Below are 19,955 nucleotides of genomic sequence, written 5' to 3'. Positions count from 1 at the left end.
GCAGTTCTCTATCAACAAAATATTCCATGAAGCTATTCAAAAACCGTAAAGTTTACTATCATTTTAACCCTAACACGTTGAGTTACGAGCGGGTATATCCGACTCGCAAAGACCGTTTATTCTCTATTCTCAAGCATTTAAGCTCAGGTGTTGTTTTTGGTGCCATTGCTCTTTACATTGTACTTAATTTCATCGATTCGCCTGTCGAATCGGAGTTGCGCAAAGAAAATAAACTGTTGCAAACTCAATACGAGGTGCTCTCCCTGCGTTTGGATGGTGCCATGGGCGTGTTGGAAGACCTGCAACAACGTGATGAAAAGTTATACCGTGCCATTTTCCAGGCCGAACCTATTCCCGAATCGGTACGTAAGTCCGGTTTTGGGGGTACCGACCGTTATGAGCATCTGATGGCACTGTCGAATCCGGAACTGGTTGTCGCCACGACACGCCGTATGGATATGTTGCGCAAACAATTGTATGTGCAATCCAACTCCCTGGAAGAGATCATCGACCTGGGAAAGACGCAGGAAGAGCGCAGTAAATGTATTCCGGCTATCCAGCCGATCTCCAATAAAGACCTGGCGCGTACGGCTTCGGGTTATGGCCCACGTATCGACCCGATCTATCGTGTTCCGCGCTTTCACGCGGGCATGGACTTCTCGGCCAAGATTGGAACAGAGATCTATGCCACCGGCGACGGAACGATCACTTATGCCGGCTGGAAGCAGGGTTATGGCAACTGTATCGTGATCAACCATGGATACGGCTATGAAACGCTCTACGGACATATGAATAAATTTGGTGTGCGGGTAGGGCAGAAGGTTGTACGCGGACAAATCATCGGTGAAGTGGGTAACACGGGTAAATCCACCGGTCCCCACCTGCATTATGAGGTGATCGTCCGGGGCAAACATGATAATCCTGCCAAGTATTACTTTATGGACTTGACGCCCGAAGAATACGATCGCATGATCCAGATCGCCGACAACCACGGTCAGGTGATGGATTAATACAAAACTACCGGTATGGCCCTGAAGAAAGAAAAGACGCAGAAATTATACTACTCCATTGGTGAAGTGGCTCAGATGTTTGGCGTCAATGAGTCTACGCTTCGCTTCTGGGAGAAGGAGTTCGATTCGATCCGTCCGCGCAAGAACGCGAAGGGCACCCGTTTCTACAAACAGGAAGACATCGATGCCGTACGCTTGATATTCCATTTGGTGAAGGAGCGCGGCATGACCCTTGCCGGCGCCCGTCAGAAACTAAAAGACAACAAAGAGACGACCATCCGCCAGGAAGAGATCGTCAACCGTCTAAAACAAATCAAAGAAGAATTGCTCGCCATGAAAGAGGCCTTCGCCTCTATTGGACCTAAGGAAGAGTGATGGGGGTATCCTCCCATTTTATCAAGGTTCATCCGGAGAATGCATATTTGAATTCAGGTAGTGTAATGATGAAGGTGGGGCGGGTCTTTAGATATTGTAAGATTTGAAGGTGCTAAAGTCCGGAAGGACTTAGATGTGGATAACCCCGTGCAAGCCGCTAAGGCGCAGCTCGGGGGACGAGAGCATGATAAAAAACGAGCTCCGTAGGGGCTCAATAGTTGACCTCCTACGGAGCTCATGATATATATATATTACGTCAACCCCGAGCTGCACCTACGGTTTGCACGGGGTTATCCAGGTTGAAGCCCTTCCGGGCTTTCTAAAAACCTTCCCATTTCCTCCTACTTGAAGATCTGCCTCTATCAAATCAATCCAACCAATCACATCCTGAAAATCCAAAAAACAGCGTATTGCTCCCTTCGGAAGCGAACGTTGTTTCCCGGTTCAGACCATTTTGCTTTACGCCTTCGGCTAAGCGAACGCTGTTTGTCATTTTGCTTTACGCTTCGCTAAGCGATTTACAAATTGTCAAAATCGACCGACTTTTTTTCCGAAAACGTAGGGGTATTTTAAATTACCCGCAGGAGTAACACTTTTTAACGTATCATATTGTACGGTAAAATGGCTGTTTTGCTATCAATTTGATAATGGCGAAAAGTGAAAAAAAAGGTAAAAACAAAGAAACCTATCCGTAGTGTTAGCAAGTTTTCAGGGAAAACCTTACCTTCGTAGCTCTAAAAAATAGTGTATATACAAATGGAAATTACCGGAAAAATAATCGCAGTGCTTCCTGAAGTAGGGGGTACCAGCAAAGCAGGCAACGAGTGGAAAAAACAAGAATACGTACTGGAAACGCAGGAGCAGTATCCTAAAAAAGTATGTTTCCAGATCTTTGGTGCCGACCGCATCGCACAAGCCAATATCCAGGCAGGCGAAACCGTTATCGTCTCTTTCGATATTGAGAGTCGTGAATATCAGGGACGTTGGTTTACAAACATCAACGCCTGGAAGGTAGACCGTCCGGTTGCCGGTGCATCGATTGATCCGCACATGACGACTCCTCCCGATTTTGTGCCCAGTGGAGCTCCCGTAGCGACCCCGCCTGCGGCACCCCCGATGGATAATCCGATCGACGATCTGCCCTTTTAATACGTTCATTCCATGAATATTTTATATCTGGTTGGAGGATTGGTTCTTATATTAATAGGAGCCAATGCGCTGACCGATGGCGCCTCTTCGATCGCCAAGCGTTTTCATATTTCTAATCTGGTGATTGGACTTACGATCGTAGCCTTCGGTACATCGGCGCCTGAACTGACTGTGAGCGTCGTTTCCGCTTTGAAAGGAAGCGGCGACTTGGCGGTGGGCAATGTTGTCGGGAGCAATATTTTCAACTCGCTGATGATCATTGGCTGCACGGCGGCCATTATCCCTATCAGCATCACCAAAAGCACCTTGACGCGTGAAATCCCTCTCTGCCTGTTGGCTTCCGTCGCCCTTTTCCTTTGCGCGAACGATATATGGATAAACCAAGAGGCTGCCAATATGATCAACCGCACCGAAGGGATGCTGTTGCTCTGTTTCTTCCTGATTTTCTTAGGATACACCTTTGCCATTGCCCGGAAAAAGCCGGAAGGGGAGGAGCGGGTAGAAGAGACAACGATCAAAGATATGCCCGTTTGGCGATCTGCGCTCTATGTGATTGGGGGCTTGGTCGGGCTTGTTTACGGAGGTCAGTTTTTTGTCAACGGTGCATCGGGCATCGCGCGCGGGCTGGGCGTAAGCGAATCGATCATCGGACTTACGCTGGTTGCGGGAGGAACCTCCCTGCCGGAACTGGCTACCTCGGTCGTGGCCGCCTTGAAAAAGAATCCCGAAATGGCTATTGGCAATGTGGTTGGTTCCAACCTCTTCAATATCTTTTTTGTCTTGGGATGTAGTGCTTCCATTACGCCGCTCTCCATTCAGGGACTCGATTATGTCGACTTCTCCGTACTGATCGGCTCTGCCCTTTTGATGTACCTCTTCGGGTTATTTATCAAAAAAAGAACCATTACCCGCCTCGAAGGCGTGGTGATGATCCTTTGTTATGTGGCCTATACCACCTATCTTATAATGAAATGAAGAATGATGAATGAAGAATGAAGGAAATGATGAATGAAGGATGAAGAATGAAGAATGAAGAATGGAAGCTAAGCGATCTTCGATTCTTCATTCTTCATTCATCATTCTTCATTTATCTATTCCGCCACCCTTCCTACGGATTTTACATTCTTATGTTTGGAGAGGGATACGCACATATGTTGTATATCTTCCACATCATGCACTTTCATTTTGATGCGTCCTTCAAACATACCATCTTTGGCTTCGATCAGGATGCGCTGGATGTTTACATGATATTCCGCGATGGTTTTAGAAACGTCCGTTAATACCCCGATCGCATCAATCCCTTTGATCTCCAAGGTGGCATCGAAGGAGGCGGTTTCGTGGCTGCTCCATTGCGTGTTGAGGATACGCTCTCCAAAGCTGCTCTTCAGGCGCATAGCTATCGGACAGGAGCGTTTATGCACAATCACATTCCCATCGTCGTTGACAAATCCCAAGGCGTCGTCGCCCGGAATAGGTTTGCAACAGTCGGCAATCACATAATTCCGCACAAATCCCTCTTCTCGGAGGATGTAAGGCTTGGACTTATCGTAGCGAGGTTTTTCGGGCACTGCCTCTTCCTCTTCTTTGGTATTTCCCTTCTTGGTGTTTTTATTTCCACCACCAAAAGCTTGCTTTACATATTTAAATAATAGGTTATCGTTTTTCTCCTTCAATAGCTTCCGGATATTTTCCGGCAGGATCACATCCGCTTTCTCAACGGCGTAGAAAAACTCCTCCTTGCGTGGGAAGCCAAAATACATAGACAGCTTATCCATATTCGAGGTGTTTGCCTCCATATCCGCGTGCTTGAATGCAGCCAATACCTTGCCTTCTCCCTGGCGGATAGACTCTTTGCGCATCTTTTTCAATACGGCGTCGATCTTCGAGCGAGCCTTTGCCGTTGTCACAAAGTTCAGCCATTCCGGCTGTGGCTCCTGTGAACGGGAGGTCAGGATCTCCACCTGATCCCCACTCTTGAGCTGATGGCTAAGTGGCACCAGGCGGTGATTCACCTTAGCGCCGATGCAGTTATTACCGATATCGGTATGCAGGGCGTAAGCAAAGTCGAGCGCAGTAGCCCCTTGGGGCAGCGTTTTCATATCTCCCTTCGGTGTGAACACAAATATCTCGGACGAATAGAGATTGAGTTTGATGGTGTCGAGAAAGTCTAACGCATCCGGATTCGGGCTTTCTAAGATCTCGGTGATCGTCTGCAGCCATTTGTCTAATTCGGTATCCTCTTCTACGGTGCTCTCCTTGTATTTCCAATGAGCGGCAAAGCCCTTCTCAGCGATCTCATCCATACGGCGGCTACGAATCTGTATCTCTACCCATTCACCGTCGGGTCCCATCACGGTCAGGTGGAGCGCTTGGTAGCCATTGGCTTTCGATCGGCTCACCCAGTCGCGTATACGATCCGGCCGGATCCGGTAGATATCGGTAATCGCCGAATAGATATCCCAGCATTGGTTCTTTTCGTCGATGCCGGGCAGCGGGTCGAAGATAATGCGCACCGCGTAAATGTCGTAGATATCATCGAAGCTAACCCCTTTGTTTTGCATCTTGTTCCAGATGGAATAAACCGATTTCACCCGGGCTTTCATGTCATAATCCAAGCCCATCGCTTTCAAGCGGGTATCGACCGGTTCGCGAAAATGGTTGAACAGCGTGTTACGCGCCTCCTCGGTGGCTTTCAATTTGTCGCTGATAAATTGATATTCCTGCGGGTGTTCGTATTTGAAGCTGAGGTCTTCCAATTCGGTCTTGATGGTGAAAAGCCCCAGGCGATGAGCCAAGGGGGCATAGAGGTAGAGTGTTTCGCCGGCGATCTTGAATTGCTTGTCCGGACGCATGGCACCCAATGTGCGCATATTATGCAGGCGGTCGGCAATCTTAATCAGGATCACCCGGATATCGTCACTCATGGTCAACAGCAGTTTGCGGAAATTCTCCGCCTGTGCCGAGGCCTGCTCTCCAAAGATCCCTCCGGAGATTTTGGTGAGTCCGTCAACGATCTGTGCGATCTTCGGGCCAAACATATCTTTGATATCCTCTACCCGATATTCCGTGTCCTCTACCACGTCGTGCAATAAAGCGGAGCAGATCGAGGTGGATCCCAGTCCCATCTCGCCACACACAATGCGAGCCACCGCCAGTGGATGCATAATGTAGGGCTCACCCGAACGTCGTTTGGCACCCTGGTGTGCCTGGTTGGCAAAATTGAAAGCCTTGGTGATACGCTCTATTTTCCGTCGATGGTTTGACTGTAAATATTCTTCCAAAAGCTTATCGAATTCAGATTGTACCATCTGTTCGTCGGTCATTTTCGTATCTTTTATATCGCTCATAAATAGTTCTCGTGAATTAGAATGGTGAGCACAAATATAAATAAATATTTACGAACCTATAATAGAAGAGGGCATCTTATTGATGCTTAGATGATCGATGCTAAAGAGGGGAGGGGTGGAGTAAATAATTATAAAAGGAAAAGAATTGCTAAAACCAAAAAAAAAGATTTACTTTACCACTGCTATGTTGAGAATCTGACTAAGAGGAATTGTTAGATAGTCAGTCTATTATGAGTAAATAAACATTAATGAATTAGAAGTATGAAGTTCTATCGCCACTCCCTGTGTTTTGTTATGAAACAAACGCAGAAATACGTGATGACGGCTATTTTGCTGTTCATGTGCGTATGCGCTCAGTCGCAACCCCAACGGGGAAACCAGTCACCGCCTCCTCCTATGCCGGGCGACCCCATGTGTACAAACATTTCAGCGGCCTCTTTTCCCCGCCTTTTTCCTGACCGGAGCATTGAATTTCGGATGAGAGCGCCGGAAGCGAACCAAATCACCCTCAGTCTTGGAAAAGATTATGAGATGAAATCGGACGGAAACGGAAACTGGTCGGTACGGACAGAACCACAAGTGCCCGGTTTTCATTATTATTCGGTTAAAGTAGGTGGACTCAGTGCGGCTGATCCGGCCAGCTACTCTTACTTCGGCATGAGCCGTATGGCTAGTGGCGTGGAGGTGCCTGAAGATAGTCATGTCGATTATTACTTCCCTAAAAAGGGAGTACCACAAGGATCCCTGCGTTCACAAAAATTCTATTCGGCCGTTTGCGATCAATGGAGAAGAATGTTTATCTATACGCCTCCGGGCTATGAAGAAAACCCCAACAAGCGTTATCCCGTATTATACCTGCAACACGGTGGTGGAGAAGATGAACGCGGATGGGCTATTCAAGGCATGATGAACTTTATCTTAGATAATCTGATCGCTGAAGGGAAAGCGGTTCCGATGATCGTTGTGATGAACGACGGGTATGCGCAATTGGCCGGCGAACCGCTTGCTATTCAACAGCCCAACCAACGCTCCAATATGAATGCCTTTACCGGCTTCGTGGATATGATGATGAAAGATGTGATCCCGTTTATCGATAGCCATTTCCGCACGATGCCGGATAAGAACAGCCGGGCGATGGCCGGACTTTCCTGGGGTTCCAAACAAACTGCGGACGTCACCATGCCCAACCTCGATACATTCTCTTATATCGGTCTGTTTAGCGGAGGCTTCCTGCGTGAAAACGATGATATTAAAACGGTGTATAACGGTGTCTTGGCCGATCCTGCTCAGTTCGACCGGGAAGTAAAACTATTGTGGCTGGGCGTGGGTTCGGAAGAGGGTCCCGAAGGACTCTTAAAAGCACACAACCGACTGAAAGAACATGGCATAAACAACAGTGTTTATTACCTGTCGGAAGGGACCGCTCATGAATGGCTGACCTGGAGGAGATGCCTTCATCAGTTTGCGCAACGCTTGTTCAAATAAAAATCTACACTTAATAAATAAAAGAAATATGAAATTCAAGCATATAACCTATTTGTGTTTAGGAATAGCGGTGACGGCCGGTTTGTTTGCCTGCGCCCAAAAGGAACCTGTATACACTTTTGTCACCCAACCTCCCATCACCGAACCGATTTCCGCCTCGACCAATACACGAGGAATCGAATACCCGAAAGTAAATCCCGATCTGAGCGTTACCCTGCGCGTAGATGCCCCGACAGCCCAAAAAGTGGTGGTCGACATGGGTGGTGCGCAATACGAGATGGAGAAAAAAGAGGACGGTCTGTGGTGGACCACCACCCGCCCACAGGACATCGGCTTTCATTATTATGAGATCATTGTTGATGGCGTACGCGTATCCGACCCCTCCAGTGAACAGTTTTTCGGCATGGGACGGATGGCCAGTGGAATCGAAATACCGGAAGTGGGTATCGACTACTATCTCCCGCAACAAGTGCCTCACGGCGATGTCCGTATCAAACATTACTGGTCGGATATCACCCAGAAATGGAGACGTTGCTATGTGTATACGCCCCCGGGCTACGACAACGACCTGAACAAAAAATACCCGGTGCTCTACCTGCAACATGGCGCGGGAGAGGATGAAACCGGTTGGAGCACACAAGGGAAAATGGACTACATCCTCGATAATCTGATTGCGCAGCAGAAAGCCGTGCCTATGATTGTTGTTATGGACAACGGAACGGCAGTCGATGCGCGTCCCTCAGCGGGAGAGGCACCCCGTGGCGGAAGAGGCATGTTCTCGTTCGACACCTTTGTTGAGGTCATCACCACGGAACTGATTCCGGAAATCGATAAGTCGTTCCGGACAAAAGCTGATAGGGAGAACCGCGCTGTGGCCGGTCTTTCCATGGGTGGGTTCCAGGCGTTCCAGACCGGATTGACGAATCTTGATAAATTCGCTTACATCGGTGGATTCAGTGGCGCCGGCCGTATTGCTGCCGATACGCCCATAGCGGAAGCCTATGGGGGCGCATTCGCCAACGCAGAAGAATTCAACAAGAAAGTAAAAGTAGTCTATGCCAGCATTGGCCTGAAGGAATCGGATGCTTTTTATCGCACCGTGAACGATTTCCACAAGCAACTGAATGAAGCCGGCATCAACCATGTGTATTACGAATCGGAAGGAACCGCTCACGAATGGCTGACCTGGCGCCGATCGTTGCATCAGTATGCTCAACTATTATTCAAATAAAAGTAAAAACCATGAAACAGTATTGCAAAGAAATCGGAATGAAAAGGATATTTATTCTCCTATCATTCTTGTTTGTTGGGCATACATTCCTTTTTGCCCAACAGGATCATGTAAACATCGATTGGGATCCGCAGCGCAACAAAGAGAACCTGGTTCCGCTATCGGCAAGGGTTATTTCGCCGGAAGTGCTGGACGATAAATCGGTTATTTTTCGTTTGCACGGACCGGACGTAAAAGAGGTGTATGTATCCGGATCCATGTTTGTTGGCGATGAGGCCAGGAAGCGGGTTCCGATGACCAAAGGAGAAGACGGGATCTGGAGTGTCCGGATCGAGCCTTTGGATCCGAACATTTATCTCTACTATTTTCAGGTCGACGGTGTTAATATGAACGACCCGAACAATACCCTTACGGGGCATGCCAATATGCCGGCTTTCAGTATGTTGTGGGTGCATGGCGACGGGCCGGCTTTCTACGATGCCCGAAATGTGCCGCATGGCGCTATCACGCAACATTTCTACTATTCTCCGGTGACGGAAGGTGAGCGCTACCTCTTGGTTTATACCCCTCCCGGATATGATCCGGCGAAAAAGTATCCGGTATTGTATCTCATGGGCGGTTCGGGCGACCTGCCCGAAACCTGGACCATGCACGGACAGGTCAACTTTATTATGGACAATCTGTTGGCTGAAGGGAAAGCTATTCCTATGATTATCGTTATTCCCAACAATCAGGTGGTTCACCGGATGCATCCGCAACATACCGAATTGTCTTTCCCCATCATGGAGAGGGAGTACAAAGAGGCGATTATTCCTTTTGTGGAAAAACATTACAGCGTAATCTCCGACCGGCATGCACGAGCTATTTCTGGCCTCTCGATGGGCGGACGGCATACCCAATACATTGGTTTGCGCAACCTCGATCTATTTGGTAGCTTAGGTATTCTCAGCGCGGCTATCGCAATCGATGAAACACCCGTTTTACGTGAACCGGATGTCAATGACAAGATCGATTACCTGTTTCTGGGCGCAGGCACATACGAGACCAATCCGCGAGCAAGGCACCAGGTGTTTCATGAAGAATTGGAAAAGCTGGGCGTCAAGCATGAGTATTATGTCGGAAGCCGGGGCGCTCACGATCTGATCGCCTGGAGACATCTGCTCTATTATCGTTTTCTTCCTAACCTATGGAGAAACCCTGAGATAAAAATAGAATAAAGAAAAAAACGATCTAAATAGATCAATCCGCGAAGCAAAATGACCTTTTTGCTATCAAAAGGATAGTCAGGGAATCTCAAAAAAAACAACAGAGTATTCCCTGACCCCGTTTTAAATCCATAATTATTTCGTTACTTTGCAGTGGTAAAACATTCAATACAACAAGGAATATGTCAACTTCCCGTTTTTTAGCTGTCGAAAAGGCGTCCAACCGCAAGCCTATTCCAGCGGTCACTCCCGACCAAAAAGTGTCTGAATATTACGGATGTAAAGTTTTCAACCGCAAAGCGCAAAAGAAGTATCTTTCGAAAGAGACCTACGGCGCCTTGACGCGATCTATCGACCAGGGTACGCCGATCGACCGGGAAATAGCCAACCATGTGGCGGCCGGTATGCGTATGTGGGCGTTGGAACGGGGAGTTACCCATTATACTCACTGGTTTCAGCCCTTGACCGACGGAACGGCCGAGAAACACGACGCGTTTGTGGAGCTCGATGGTAACGGAGGTATGATCGAAGAGTTTAGCGGCAAGCTATTGGTGCAGCAGGAGCCCGACGCTTCGAGCTTCCCCAGTGGCGGATTGCGTAACACCTTTGAAGCGCGGGGCTATTCCGCCTGGGATCCCTCTTCGCCCGCCTTTATCGTTGATGATACCCTTTGTATTCCAACCGTATTCATTGCCTACACCGGGGAAGCGCTCGATTATAAGACGCCGCTTATCCGTTCGGTAGAGGCTCTCAATAAGGCCGCCATCCGGGTGTGCCACTACTTCAACGAAGATGTGCAAAAGGTGACTACCTTCCTCGGCTGGGAACAGGAATATTTCCTGGTAGACGAAGACCTCTATTCGGCACGTCCCGACCTGTCGCTGACCGAACGTACGTTACTCGGACATGAAAGCGCGAAAAACCAACAGCTCGACGACCACTATTTCGGTTCTATCCCGACACGTGTGCAGGAGTTTATGAAAGACCTGGAGGTGGAATGTTATAAACTGGGTATTCCGGTGAAGACACGTCATAACGAGGTGGCACCCAATCAGTTCGAATTGGCACCTATCTACGAAGAATGCAACCTGGCAAACGACCATAACCAATTGTTGATGTCGGTCATGAAACGTATTGCCCGCCATCATAATTTCCGGGTACTGCTTCATGAGAAACCCTTTATGGGTGTGAACGGATCGGGCAAGCATTGCAACTGGTCGATGGCAACCGATACGGGTGTCAACCTGCTTTCGCCGGGTAAAGACCGGGAAGACAACCTGCAGTTTATCACCTTCGTGGTGAATACGTTGATGGCGGTCTACAAATACAACGGACTATTGAAGGCCAGTATCGCTTCGGCCTCCAACGCCTATCGCCTGGGAGCCAACGAGGCGCCTCCGGCTATTATCTCGTCGTTCTTAGGCAAACAGATCAGTGAGATCCTCGACAAATTTGAGAATAGTTCGATCGAAGACGCGATCGTAGTGGACAAGAAGAAACGCTTGTCGCTGGGATTCGGACAGATTCCTGAACTATTGCTCGACAATACCGACCGCAACCGCACCTCGCCATTTGCCTTCACCGGGAATCGCTTTGAATTCCGTGCGCCGGGTTCGTCGGCTAACTGCGGCAGCCCGATGCTGGCGCTCAACTCCGCTGTGGCCTGGCAGCTCAATCAGTTTGTGAAAGATGTAGAGGCACGTCGTAAAAAAGGCGAAAGCAAAGAGGCGGCCATTTTCGAAGTATTGAAAGGATACCTGAAAGAATCCAAGCCGATTCGTTTCGATGGTAACGGATACAGCGATGAATGGGTGGAAGAGGCCGCCAAACGCGGACTCGACTGCGAGAGCAGCGTGCCCAAGCAATACGATGCTTACCTCCGTCCCGAAACCGTGCGTATGTTCGAAGAGACGGGCGTGATGATGCAAAAAGAACTGGAAGCCCGCAACGAGGTGAAATGGGAAATGTATATCAAAAAGGTACAGATCGAAGCCCGTGTATTGGGGGATCTCTCGCTCAACCATATCATTCCGGTGGTGATACGCTATCAGACGGTATTGTTAGAAAACCTTACTCGCCTGAAAGAGACATTCGATGAGGCGGAATACAAAGAGTTGTCTGCCGAACCGCAACGACTGACCCGTAAGATTGCTCACCATATATGCGCGGTGACCAAACTGGTTGATGAGATGGTGGAGGCACGTAAGTGTGCCAACCGGATCACCGATCACCGCGAGAAGGCGATTGCCTATCACGACACGGTAGCTCCTTACCTGGATGAAATACGCGACCATATCGACCACCTGGAACTGATGGTCGATAACCAAATGTGGCCACTGCCGAAATATAGGGAATTGTTATTTATGAGGTAGTTTGGTATTAGGGTCCTTAAGGAATGTAAAGCCTTAAGGACCTTAACGCTTTTAAAACCTACTAATTGAGCCGCCCCCACCGGAGCGTCCACCGCCCCAGGAACCGCCGCCTCCGAAACCTCCACCATGGCTGCCTCCGAAGCCACCGCCTCCGCCACCCACAATGATGGGGCCGGAGCTGCGATGCAAGCGGCTGATCGTATGGTTTTCGTTTTCGGTATGTCCGCAGTTGGAACAGCGATAGACATCGACAGCCAGTCCGGCCGACTGATAGGTGGCTGCACGCAGGGTTTCCCGTTTCACATACCGGAATGCTTTTTTCCCGCAACGCGGACAAATACGTTTGCGCCGTTTCCACGCATAGGCAAACACCGCGATAGCCAAAATTAATAATGGGAATACAAAGATGCTGAAGATGGCAAAATAGGTCATCACCTTGTCGGCCCATTCGTCAGCGTCATAACCTACCATTTCGCTCCGCTCCAGATCGCTGGCCAACAGGTAGTCGCGTACGGTCATCACGCCGTTTAATATACCGGCGCTATACTCTCCCGCACGCAGGTCGTCCATCATATATTGCTGCTGGATGCGCTTGCAGATCGCATCGGGCAATACGCCCTCCAGTCCGTAGCCTGTTTCAAAAACAACGGATCGCTGGGAGGGTTCGGTGATTAGTTGTATCAACAGTCCGTTGTCCTTGCCCTTCTTGCCGATGCCCCATTCCCGGAATAGGTCGGTGGCAAACCGACGGGCATCGTTCTCGCCAATGCTTTCCAAAGCCACCACGGCCACCTCTACCCCCAGGCTATCCTCCAACTGCCGCAAGACCCGATTGATGGCCTGCACATCCGTCGCGGAAAGGATTCCGTCCGGATTGCTTACATAGCTGTTGCGGTCGGTCAGTTTGGTGTTGGGGACCGTTTTTACCGTATAGTCGGTTGCCATAACAGCCGGCAACGACCATAACAGTAACAGTAAGAGGGATATGAGTCTTGTCTTATTCATCCGTTGTCTTAGAATTGTACCACAGGGGCTTTTTCGGCACCCGCCTCAGCCGAGAAATAGGCTTTGGGGAAGAAGCCAAACATGCCGGCCAATAGATTATTCGGGAAACGACGGATATTCGTATTGTAACCCTGTGCCGTTTCATTAAAACGTTGGCGTTCTACGGCAATACGGTTTTCTGTTCCTTCCAGTTGCGCCTGTAATTCCAGGAAGTTCTGGTTGGCTTTCAGTTCGGGATAGCGTTCGACTACCACCATCAAACGCGATAGAGCACTGCTTAGTTCGCTCTGGGTCGATTGGAATTGTTGCAAAGCTTCCGGGGTTAGGTTGCTCGGATCGATCTTGGTCTGTGTGGCTGCCGCACGCGCGTTTACCACACCTTCGAGCGTTTCCTGCTCATGGCTGGCATAGCCTTTGACGGTATTCACCAGATTAGGGATCAGATCCAGGCGGCGCTGGTATTGGTTTTCTACCTGGCTCCAAGCGGTTTTTACCTGTTCTTCCTGGGTTACCATATTGTTATACACCCCTTTTCCCCACATGAACACCACAATTACCAACAGGACGGGAATCGCAATCCATAAAATCTTCTTTGACATATTCTTAGTATTTTAGTTAATAATGCACACTTTTGAATACAAAGCTACAAAAAAAACAGTTACGCAATGGATTATGTTGTGAGCTTGGCTCTTGATTCGACTTTCACTATCTTTCATTATCTTTGCCCCATGGGAAAAAATAAATTGGCAAAATTTGACGACATGGCGGGTTATCCGCATGTATTTGAATACCCTTTCGGCCGGTTGCAGGAAGAAGGCTTTGAGATGAAAGGGCGCTGGAATAAGTTGTTTTTCAAGAACGATAAGCCTATTGTCCTGGAACTGGGATGTGGCAAAGGCGAATATACGGTCGGCCTGGGACGTCTCTTTCCGGATAAGAATTTCATTGGAATCGATATCAAAGGCGCCCGTATGTGGAGCGGTGCCAAAGAATCGTTGGAGGCAGGCATGACCAATGTGGCTTTTCTGCGCACCCATATCGAACTACTCACCCATTTCTTCGCGCCGGGCGAAGTGGCCGAGATATGGCTTACCTTCCCTGATCCGCAGATGAAGAAGGTGAACAAGCGATTGACCTCCACCCGTTTTATGAAACTCTACCGCGAGGTATTGGCTGAGAAGGGGATTGTTCACCTAAAGACCGACAGTCAATTTATGTACACCTATACGCAGGAGATGATCAAGGCAAACCACTATCCCCTGCTTTTCGCAACAGACGACCTCTATCATTCCGACTTCGCAGACGATGCCATCCTCTCTATCCAGACCTATTACGAGCAACAATGGCTCGACCGTGGGTTAAATATCACCTATACCCAGTTTGTTTGTGAAGAGAGGGAAGCACTCATTGAACCGGATGTTGAAATAGAATATGACAGTTACCGAAGCTTCAACCGCAGCAAACGAAGCGCGTTGGCTTCGGGCAAGTAAAACAATAGATATAAAAAACACAGTAATAATATGACGCTCTATCCGCAATTAATACTGGATGCGCTCAGCAAAGTGCGCTATCCGGGCACAGGCAAAGACCTGGTTTCCGCCGGCATGGTGGAAGATGATATCCGCATCGACGGTAATAAAGTAAGCTTCTCGCTCCTGTTCGACAGACCGAACGACCCATTTATCAAATCGGTTGTAAAAGCGGCCGAATCGGCTATCCTGGCCTATGTGGGCGAAGAGGTCGATATCAAAGGAAACATCAGCGTGGTCAGCCGTCAATTACAACGTCCGGAGCCGGACAAACTGCTTCCGCAGGTGAAACATATCATTGCCGTTTCTTCCGGAAAGGGGGGGGTTGGCAAAAGCACGGTGGCAGCTAATTTAGCCGTTGCCCTGGCCGGCTTGGGTTATAAGGTGGGACTGCTTGATGCCGATATCTTCGGTCCTTCGCAGCCTAAAATGTTTCAGGTCGAGGAGGCGCGCCCCTATATGGTTGAAGTCGGCGGGCGTGAACTGATCGAACCGGCCGAAAACTATGGCGTCAAATTGCTTTCCATCGGTTTCTTCGTGAACAAAGAAGACGCCGTGCTCTGGCGTGGAGCGATGGCAAGCAACGCATTGAAGCAGCTTATCGGTGATGCCAACTGGGGAGAACTGGATTATTTCCTGATCGACCTCCCCCCGGGTACCAGCGATATTCACCTGACCATGGTTCAAACGCTGGCGATTACCGGTGCGGTAGTGGTAACCACACCGCAGGAGGTGGCGCTGGCCGATGCCCGCAAAGGCATCAGTATGTTCCAGGGCGAGAAGGTGGGTGTGCCCGTATTGGGATTGATCGAGAATATGGCTTGGTTCACACCGGCGGAGTTGCCGGAAAACAAATACTATCTCTTTGGCAAAGAGGGAGGCAAACGCCTGGCGGAAGAGCTGCAGGTGCCTTTGTTGGGACAAATACCTATTGTCCAGAGCATATGCGAAGGCGGCGATCAGGGCGAACCTGTGGCGCTTAATCCCGACAGCATGACGGGAAGTGCCTTCCGACAGTTAGCCGAACAGGTGGTCGAACAGGTTGAACGCCGGGAAAGCGAATTGCCGCCGACACAGCGGGTGCATGTCTCAAAGTAAATGAAGAGAATGAAGAATAAAGAATGAAGAATCGAAGATCGCTTAGCGCAGCGTAAAGCAATAAAGAGGGCATTAAGGAATGGAAAATCCTTAATGCCTTTTTATATGATGCCAAAGGAGTAGCCAGGCCGTTATCACAGCCGCCAGGTCAGACAGTGGCCCCGCCAGCCATACCCCATCCAATCCAAAGAAGGGAGGTAGCAAAAATAAGGCCGGTATCAGAAAGAGCACTTGGCGGCTTAGGCTAAGGAACATCGCTTTCCAGGCAACGCCTATGCTTTGGAAGAACTGAGTAATAGCCACCTGTGAACCGACAGGCAGGAACAACAACAACGACAGGCGCAATCCATTGCTCGAAATAGCGGTCATTTCAGGATCGTTTGTGAAGGCTCGCACCAATGTCTCAGGCAAGAAGGTACTACAAAGGAAGCCCGTTCCGGTAATAATAGTGGCGGTGATAATAACCAACCGCAGGGTCTCCATCACCCGCTTCCGGTGGCCTGCCCCCCAATTATAGCCGACAATAGGCTGCATGCCCTGAGCAACACCCATCGTCAACATAATCAACAGCATACCGATGCTCGAGATGATACCGTTTGCCCCGATGGCCAGGTCGCCCCCATAGGTCTTGAGGGAATGATTCATAATGACATTCACTAAGCTGGCAGCCAGCTGCATGGTGAAGGGCGACATACCTATCGACAGAATACCCCAGACAACCGGCCTCTGAAGTCGGAAGGTATGGGGACGGAAATGCACCAGTGAGTTCTTGTTCAGGAAATGGCTCATCACGAAAACGGAGCTGACCAGCATGGAGATAACCGTCGCAATGGCAGCTCCGCGTATGCCCATATCGAAGCCAAAAATGAAAACAGCATCCAGGACTACATTCAAAAAGGCGCCGATCAGCATAGCCGTCATCGATTTCTTCGGATAACCCGAAGCACGCATAACGCTGCTGAAATTAAAATTCAGGGGAGCAAAGATATTCCCCGGAATAGCGATATATAGATACGCCTTGGCATACGGAATGGTTTGTTCACTGCCGCCAAAAGCAATCAACAGTTCATCCATCCAGATCAAACAGGGAACGATCGTCAACAGGGAGAAAAGAACTGTCAGGGTCAGGGCATTGCCCAATACCTTCTCCGCCATATTATGCTCCTTGCGCCCCAGATAAATGGAGATGCGCGTAGCCGCACCGACTCCGACAAGCATACCGAATGCCTGCAAAAAGATAAGGATCGGAAAGGTAAGCGTCAAGCCGGAGATGGCCATCGCCCCGACACCTTGCCCGATAAAGATGCGGTCGACAATGTTATACAAAGCGTTGACCATTGTTCCTATAACAGCGGGAATGGCATAACGCAATAAAAGACGGGAGATCTTTTCTGTTTCGAGTCGTTGTGTTATTTGATTCGTTTCAATCATGGCGGTACCCTATATGTAAGCGGCCGCAAGTTACGAAATAGTCGGGAGCTGCGAAATAGATACCAGTAGTTGATCCACGCTTTTCACCTCTTCACGCTGTCCGTCCTGATGGGTGAGGATGATATGTTCGGGCGACAGACAGTCGATATTCAACTGACCCTCTGTCACGGCAGAAGGTTTATATCCGTTGCGCACCAAGGCGTTCCCTACCCAATAAGCCGTAAGCGGATCGCCCGCCACGCCGACAGGATGCGTAGGTAGTTCGGTATGCAACTTGCCGGTTGTAGCATCGAACAGAATACCCTCCTTCCGGAAAAAGGATTCAAACGAATGGTTCAGGATCAGATCCTCAGGCGTTCCACACGCCATCGGGCGCCCTTTCTCCTGCAGCCAGAGACGATCGCCCATCTGAATCGCCAGATCCAGGTCGTGGGTAGACAACAGAATGGATTTCCCCTGTTCCTTGGCCAGTCGGCGTAACAGCATCATCACTTCGATACGGCTGGTGACATCCAGGAAAGCAGTCGGTTCGTCCAATAGGATAATAGGGCATTGCTGCGCCAGCGCCTTCGCGATCATCGCCTTTTGTCGCTCGCCATCGCTGAGTTCGGAGACATAGTTCTCCCGTTTATGTGTGATGCCGACCGCCTCCAGTGCCTCTTCCACAATCCGGTGATCCGACGGCTGCAGCCGCCCGAAGAAACCGGTATAGGGATGCCGCCCCAAAGCGACCAGGTCGTAGACCGTAATCCCGCCCGCGTTTGTTTTCTCGGTCAATACAACCCCTACCGTCAGGGAGAAATCAGCCGGCGAATAGCTGTTCAACGGCTTGCCCAATAGGCGTATCTCCCCTTGTAAAGGAGACTGAAAACCGCAGAGCGTACGCAACAGCGTGGATTTACCGGCGCCATTCAAGCCGAGCAGACAGGTCACCTCCCGGGCATTCATCCGTAGGTTCAATGCCTCATGCACCACCTTCCGATGACCACCTTTCAGACGGTACCCGATGCTTAACCCAATGGTTTCTATGGCAGCTGTCTGTTTCATCGCCTTCAATTGAAATACTGAATATTCTTACGGTTCACGATCACGTAGATAATCACCGGAGCACCCAGGATCGGCGTAACGGCATTGAGTGGCAGAATCGCATTCGATCCGGGCACCACCATCATCATATTGCATAATAAAGCCACGCACGATCCCGCCAATAGGGTGACCGGCACCAGCATCTTATGGTTGGACGAACCAATCATCAAGCGGGCAATATGCGGCACCGCCAAACCGATAAACGAGATTGGTCCGCAGAAGGCCGTCGCCGTGGCTGTTAGTAATCCGGTACAGATCAGGATCAATGCTCGCGTTTGCTTGATCTTGATGCCCAGGTTGGCCGCGTATTGTTCGCCTAAAAGCAAGGCGTTCAACGGCTTGATCAATAGGATAGCAAAGAGCAAACCGACACCGGAAATGGCGGCAAAGACCGGCAACTGCTCCACCGATACACCGGAGAAGTTCCCCATCCCCCACATCACATAGGTATGCACTTTATCGGCTGCCGCGTAATAATTCAGGATAGAGATAACCGAGGAGGCCAGATAACCCACCATAATACCGATGATTAACAGCATCACATTGCTGCGCACCTTGGAGGAGAAATAGATGATAATGGCTAACACCAGGAAGGCTCCTACGAAAGCCGCCAGGATAATCGCTATATAACCGCCGGTTGTCCAGCCGGTCAGTTGCTTCAGGCTTCCGCCCAGGTAGAGCATCACGATCGCTACGCCCAGGTTCGCCCCGTCGCTGATGCCTAAGATAGAGGGACCGGCAAGGGGATTGCGGAACAGCGTCTGCAACAAAAGCCCACTGGTGGCCAACGAAGCTCCCGCCAAGAGAGCGGTGCAAGCCTGCGGCAACCGTGCCTGTAATACAATGCTTTGCCAGGCAGCCCGTTCCGACTCCTTGCCAAACAGAATAGAAAATACCTCATCGATAGGAATAGCCACCGAGCCGTAGGCAAGGCTTCCGGCAAACAAGACCAGGAGAAGCACCACCCAGAAGGCATACATATAAAGTGGTTTCCTGTTCATGGCGCGGCAGCGGTTGGTTCAGTCATGCGGATCGATCCGCGTTATTTCACTTCGTTATAGATCTGCCCCATCAATTTATCCGCAAAGTAATAGGTGGCTTCGCAGAACAGTAGCGGGTTCTTAATGATATCCACCCGGTTGCCTTGTCCTTCTTTGAGGATCACGCTTTCTGCCGGATAGCTCTTGACTTTCCGCGCATTAGTCGGGTCATACTGATAGGATATATCTGTGATCTCGATCGTGTACCGGTTATCATAGCATTGGATACGTACCCGAAACTTCATCATCGTGCTCTCGCGCTCCGATAACCATAATTCCACTTTGGAGCTGATCAATATCGATCCCTTATTCTTATTGGCGGACACATTGGAGTAGACAAAATCAGTTCCATAGTTATCATGCGCCCAGGCGTTGATAATCGCAAACAGGCGCCCTTTGGATATGGTCCGCAGGCTTACATCGTCGCTATAACATATTTTTCCATTCTTGACAGGAGAACAGGTGTTCTCCTCTTCCATAGACGCAAATCCCCGTTCCCCGGCAACTAACAGAGTCGGCAGAAAAATCAGGAGAAACAGGCAAAAATACTTTTTCATAGATCTTTTCCTTTTAATTGAAGGGCAAAGATAGC

18 protein-coding genes are annotated in these 19,955 nt (G+C 49.6%); 10 read left to right on the top strand and 8 right to left on the bottom strand.

Annotation, left to right across the window (positions count from 1 at the left end; translation table 11 throughout):
• Window positions 1-26: 26 nt before the first annotated feature.
• Window positions 27-1,010: a M23 family metallopeptidase gene (locus M2134_RS02100; RefSeq protein ID WP_280750372.1), complete on the top strand. Its 984-nt coding sequence runs from the start codon at window positions 27-29 to the stop codon at window positions 1,008-1,010.
• A gap of 15 nt (window positions 1,011-1,025) precedes the next feature.
• Window positions 1,026-1,385 carry a MerR family transcriptional regulator gene (locus M2134_RS02095; protein WP_280750373.1) on the top strand — a complete coding sequence of 120 codons (360 nt, stop codon included), beginning with the start codon at window positions 1,026-1,028 and terminating at the stop codon, window positions 1,383-1,385.
• A 367-nt stretch (window positions 1,386-1,752) separates the two neighbouring features.
• On the opposite strand, the gene M2134_RS02090 is transcribed toward M2134_RS02095, so the two are convergent.
• Window positions 1,753-1,878: a hypothetical protein gene (locus tag M2134_RS02090; protein ID WP_280750374.1), complete on the bottom strand. Its 126-nt coding sequence runs from the start codon at window positions 1,876-1,878 to the stop codon at window positions 1,753-1,755.
• Between the two features lie 263 nt (window positions 1,879-2,141).
• Between M2134_RS02090 and M2134_RS02085 the strand changes: the two genes are divergently transcribed.
• On the top strand, window positions 2,142-2,534 hold the full coding sequence (locus tag M2134_RS02085; protein WP_280750375.1) for a DUF3127 domain-containing protein: 393 nt from the start codon (window positions 2,142-2,144) through the stop codon (window positions 2,532-2,534).
• A 12-nt stretch (window positions 2,535-2,546) separates the two neighbouring features.
• Window positions 2,547-3,509, top strand: coding sequence for a calcium/sodium antiporter (locus M2134_RS02080; protein WP_280750376.1), 963 nt, complete (start codon window positions 2,547-2,549; stop codon window positions 3,507-3,509).
• A gap of 116 nt (window positions 3,510-3,625) precedes the next feature.
• On the opposite strand, the gene M2134_RS02075 is transcribed toward M2134_RS02080, so the two are convergent.
• Window positions 3,626-5,881: a RelA/SpoT family protein gene (locus M2134_RS02075; protein WP_280750377.1), complete on the bottom strand. Its 2,256-nt coding sequence runs from the start codon at window positions 5,879-5,881 to the stop codon at window positions 3,626-3,628.
• Between the two features lie 261 nt (window positions 5,882-6,142).
• Between M2134_RS02075 and M2134_RS02070 the strand changes: the two genes are divergently transcribed.
• The 4 genes from M2134_RS02070 to M2134_RS02055 all read left to right on the top strand — a co-directional run bounded on the left by M2134_RS02070 (window position 6,143) and on the right by M2134_RS02055 (window position 12,174).
• A complete protein-coding gene (locus M2134_RS02070; protein WP_280750378.1) occupies window positions 6,143-7,366 on the top strand; it encodes an alpha/beta hydrolase-fold protein in 1,224 nt (407 codons plus the stop codon).
• A 28-nt stretch (window positions 7,367-7,394) separates the two neighbouring features.
• The gene (locus tag M2134_RS02065) at window positions 7,395-8,597 is read left to right on the top strand and encodes an alpha/beta hydrolase-fold protein (RefSeq protein ID WP_280750379.1); all 1,203 of its coding nucleotides are present in this window, start codon (window positions 7,395-7,397) and stop codon (window positions 8,595-8,597) included.
• A gap of 38 nt (window positions 8,598-8,635) precedes the next feature.
• Complete coding sequence (locus M2134_RS02060; protein WP_280750380.1) at window positions 8,636-9,814, top strand: alpha/beta hydrolase-fold protein; 1,179 nt, start codon at window positions 8,636-8,638, stop codon at window positions 9,812-9,814.
• A gap of 170 nt (window positions 9,815-9,984) precedes the next feature.
• A complete protein-coding gene (locus tag M2134_RS02055; RefSeq protein ID WP_280750381.1) occupies window positions 9,985-12,174 on the top strand; it encodes a glutamine synthetase III in 2,190 nt (729 codons plus the stop codon).
• Between the two features lie 51 nt (window positions 12,175-12,225).
• Here M2134_RS02055 and M2134_RS02050 read toward each other — a convergent pair whose 3' ends face one another.
• Both M2134_RS02050 and M2134_RS02045 read right to left on the bottom strand, forming a co-directional pair.
• On the bottom strand, window positions 12,226-13,179 hold the full coding sequence (locus M2134_RS02050) for a TPM domain-containing protein (protein ID WP_280750382.1): 954 nt from the start codon (window positions 13,177-13,179) through the stop codon (window positions 12,226-12,228).
• A gap of 8 nt (window positions 13,180-13,187) precedes the next feature.
• Entirely contained in the window at window positions 13,188-13,778 is a 591-nt protein-coding gene (locus M2134_RS02045) for a LemA family protein (protein WP_280750383.1), read from the bottom strand.
• A gap of 129 nt (window positions 13,779-13,907) precedes the next feature.
• Here M2134_RS02045 and trmB point away from each other — a divergent pair, with 129 nt between their 5' ends.
• On the top strand, window positions 13,908-14,669 hold the full coding sequence (gene trmB, locus M2134_RS02040) for a tRNA (guanosine(46)-N7)-methyltransferase TrmB (RefSeq protein WP_280750384.1): 762 nt from the start codon (window positions 13,908-13,910) through the stop codon (window positions 14,667-14,669).
• 30 nt (window positions 14,670-14,699) lie between these two features.
• Window positions 14,700-15,806: an Mrp/NBP35 family ATP-binding protein gene (locus M2134_RS02035; protein WP_280750385.1), complete on the top strand. Its 1,107-nt coding sequence runs from the start codon at window positions 14,700-14,702 to the stop codon at window positions 15,804-15,806.
• A gap of 90 nt (window positions 15,807-15,896) precedes the next feature.
• On the opposite strand, the gene M2134_RS02030 is transcribed toward M2134_RS02035, so the two are convergent.
• The 4 genes from M2134_RS02030 to M2134_RS02015 are packed head-to-tail and all read right to left on the bottom strand — an operon-like array spanning window position 15,897 to window position 19,920.
• The gene (locus M2134_RS02030) at window positions 15,897-17,237 is read right to left on the bottom strand and encodes an MATE family efflux transporter (protein WP_280750386.1); all 1,341 of its coding nucleotides are present in this window, start codon (window positions 17,235-17,237) and stop codon (window positions 15,897-15,899) included.
• A 30-nt stretch (window positions 17,238-17,267) separates the two neighbouring features.
• Window positions 17,268-18,284, bottom strand: a complete 1,017-nt coding sequence (locus tag M2134_RS02025; RefSeq protein ID WP_280750387.1) for an ABC transporter ATP-binding protein — start codon at window positions 18,282-18,284, stop codon at window positions 17,268-17,270.
• 5 nt (window positions 18,285-18,289) lie between these two features.
• Entirely contained in the window at window positions 18,290-19,324 is a 1,035-nt protein-coding gene (locus M2134_RS02020; RefSeq protein ID WP_280750388.1) for an iron ABC transporter permease, read from the bottom strand.
• A gap of 41 nt (window positions 19,325-19,365) precedes the next feature.
• On the bottom strand, window positions 19,366-19,920 hold the full coding sequence (locus M2134_RS02015; protein ID WP_280750389.1) for a DUF4468 domain-containing protein: 555 nt from the start codon (window positions 19,918-19,920) through the stop codon (window positions 19,366-19,368).
• Window positions 19,921-19,955: the final 35 nt, after the last annotated feature.

The organism is Parabacteroides sp. PM6-13, assembly GCF_029892605.1.
Taxonomy (GTDB): domain Bacteria; phylum Bacteroidota; class Bacteroidia; order Bacteroidales; family Tannerellaceae; genus QVMG01.
This window is presented reverse-complemented; position numbering and strand designations above follow the sequence as displayed.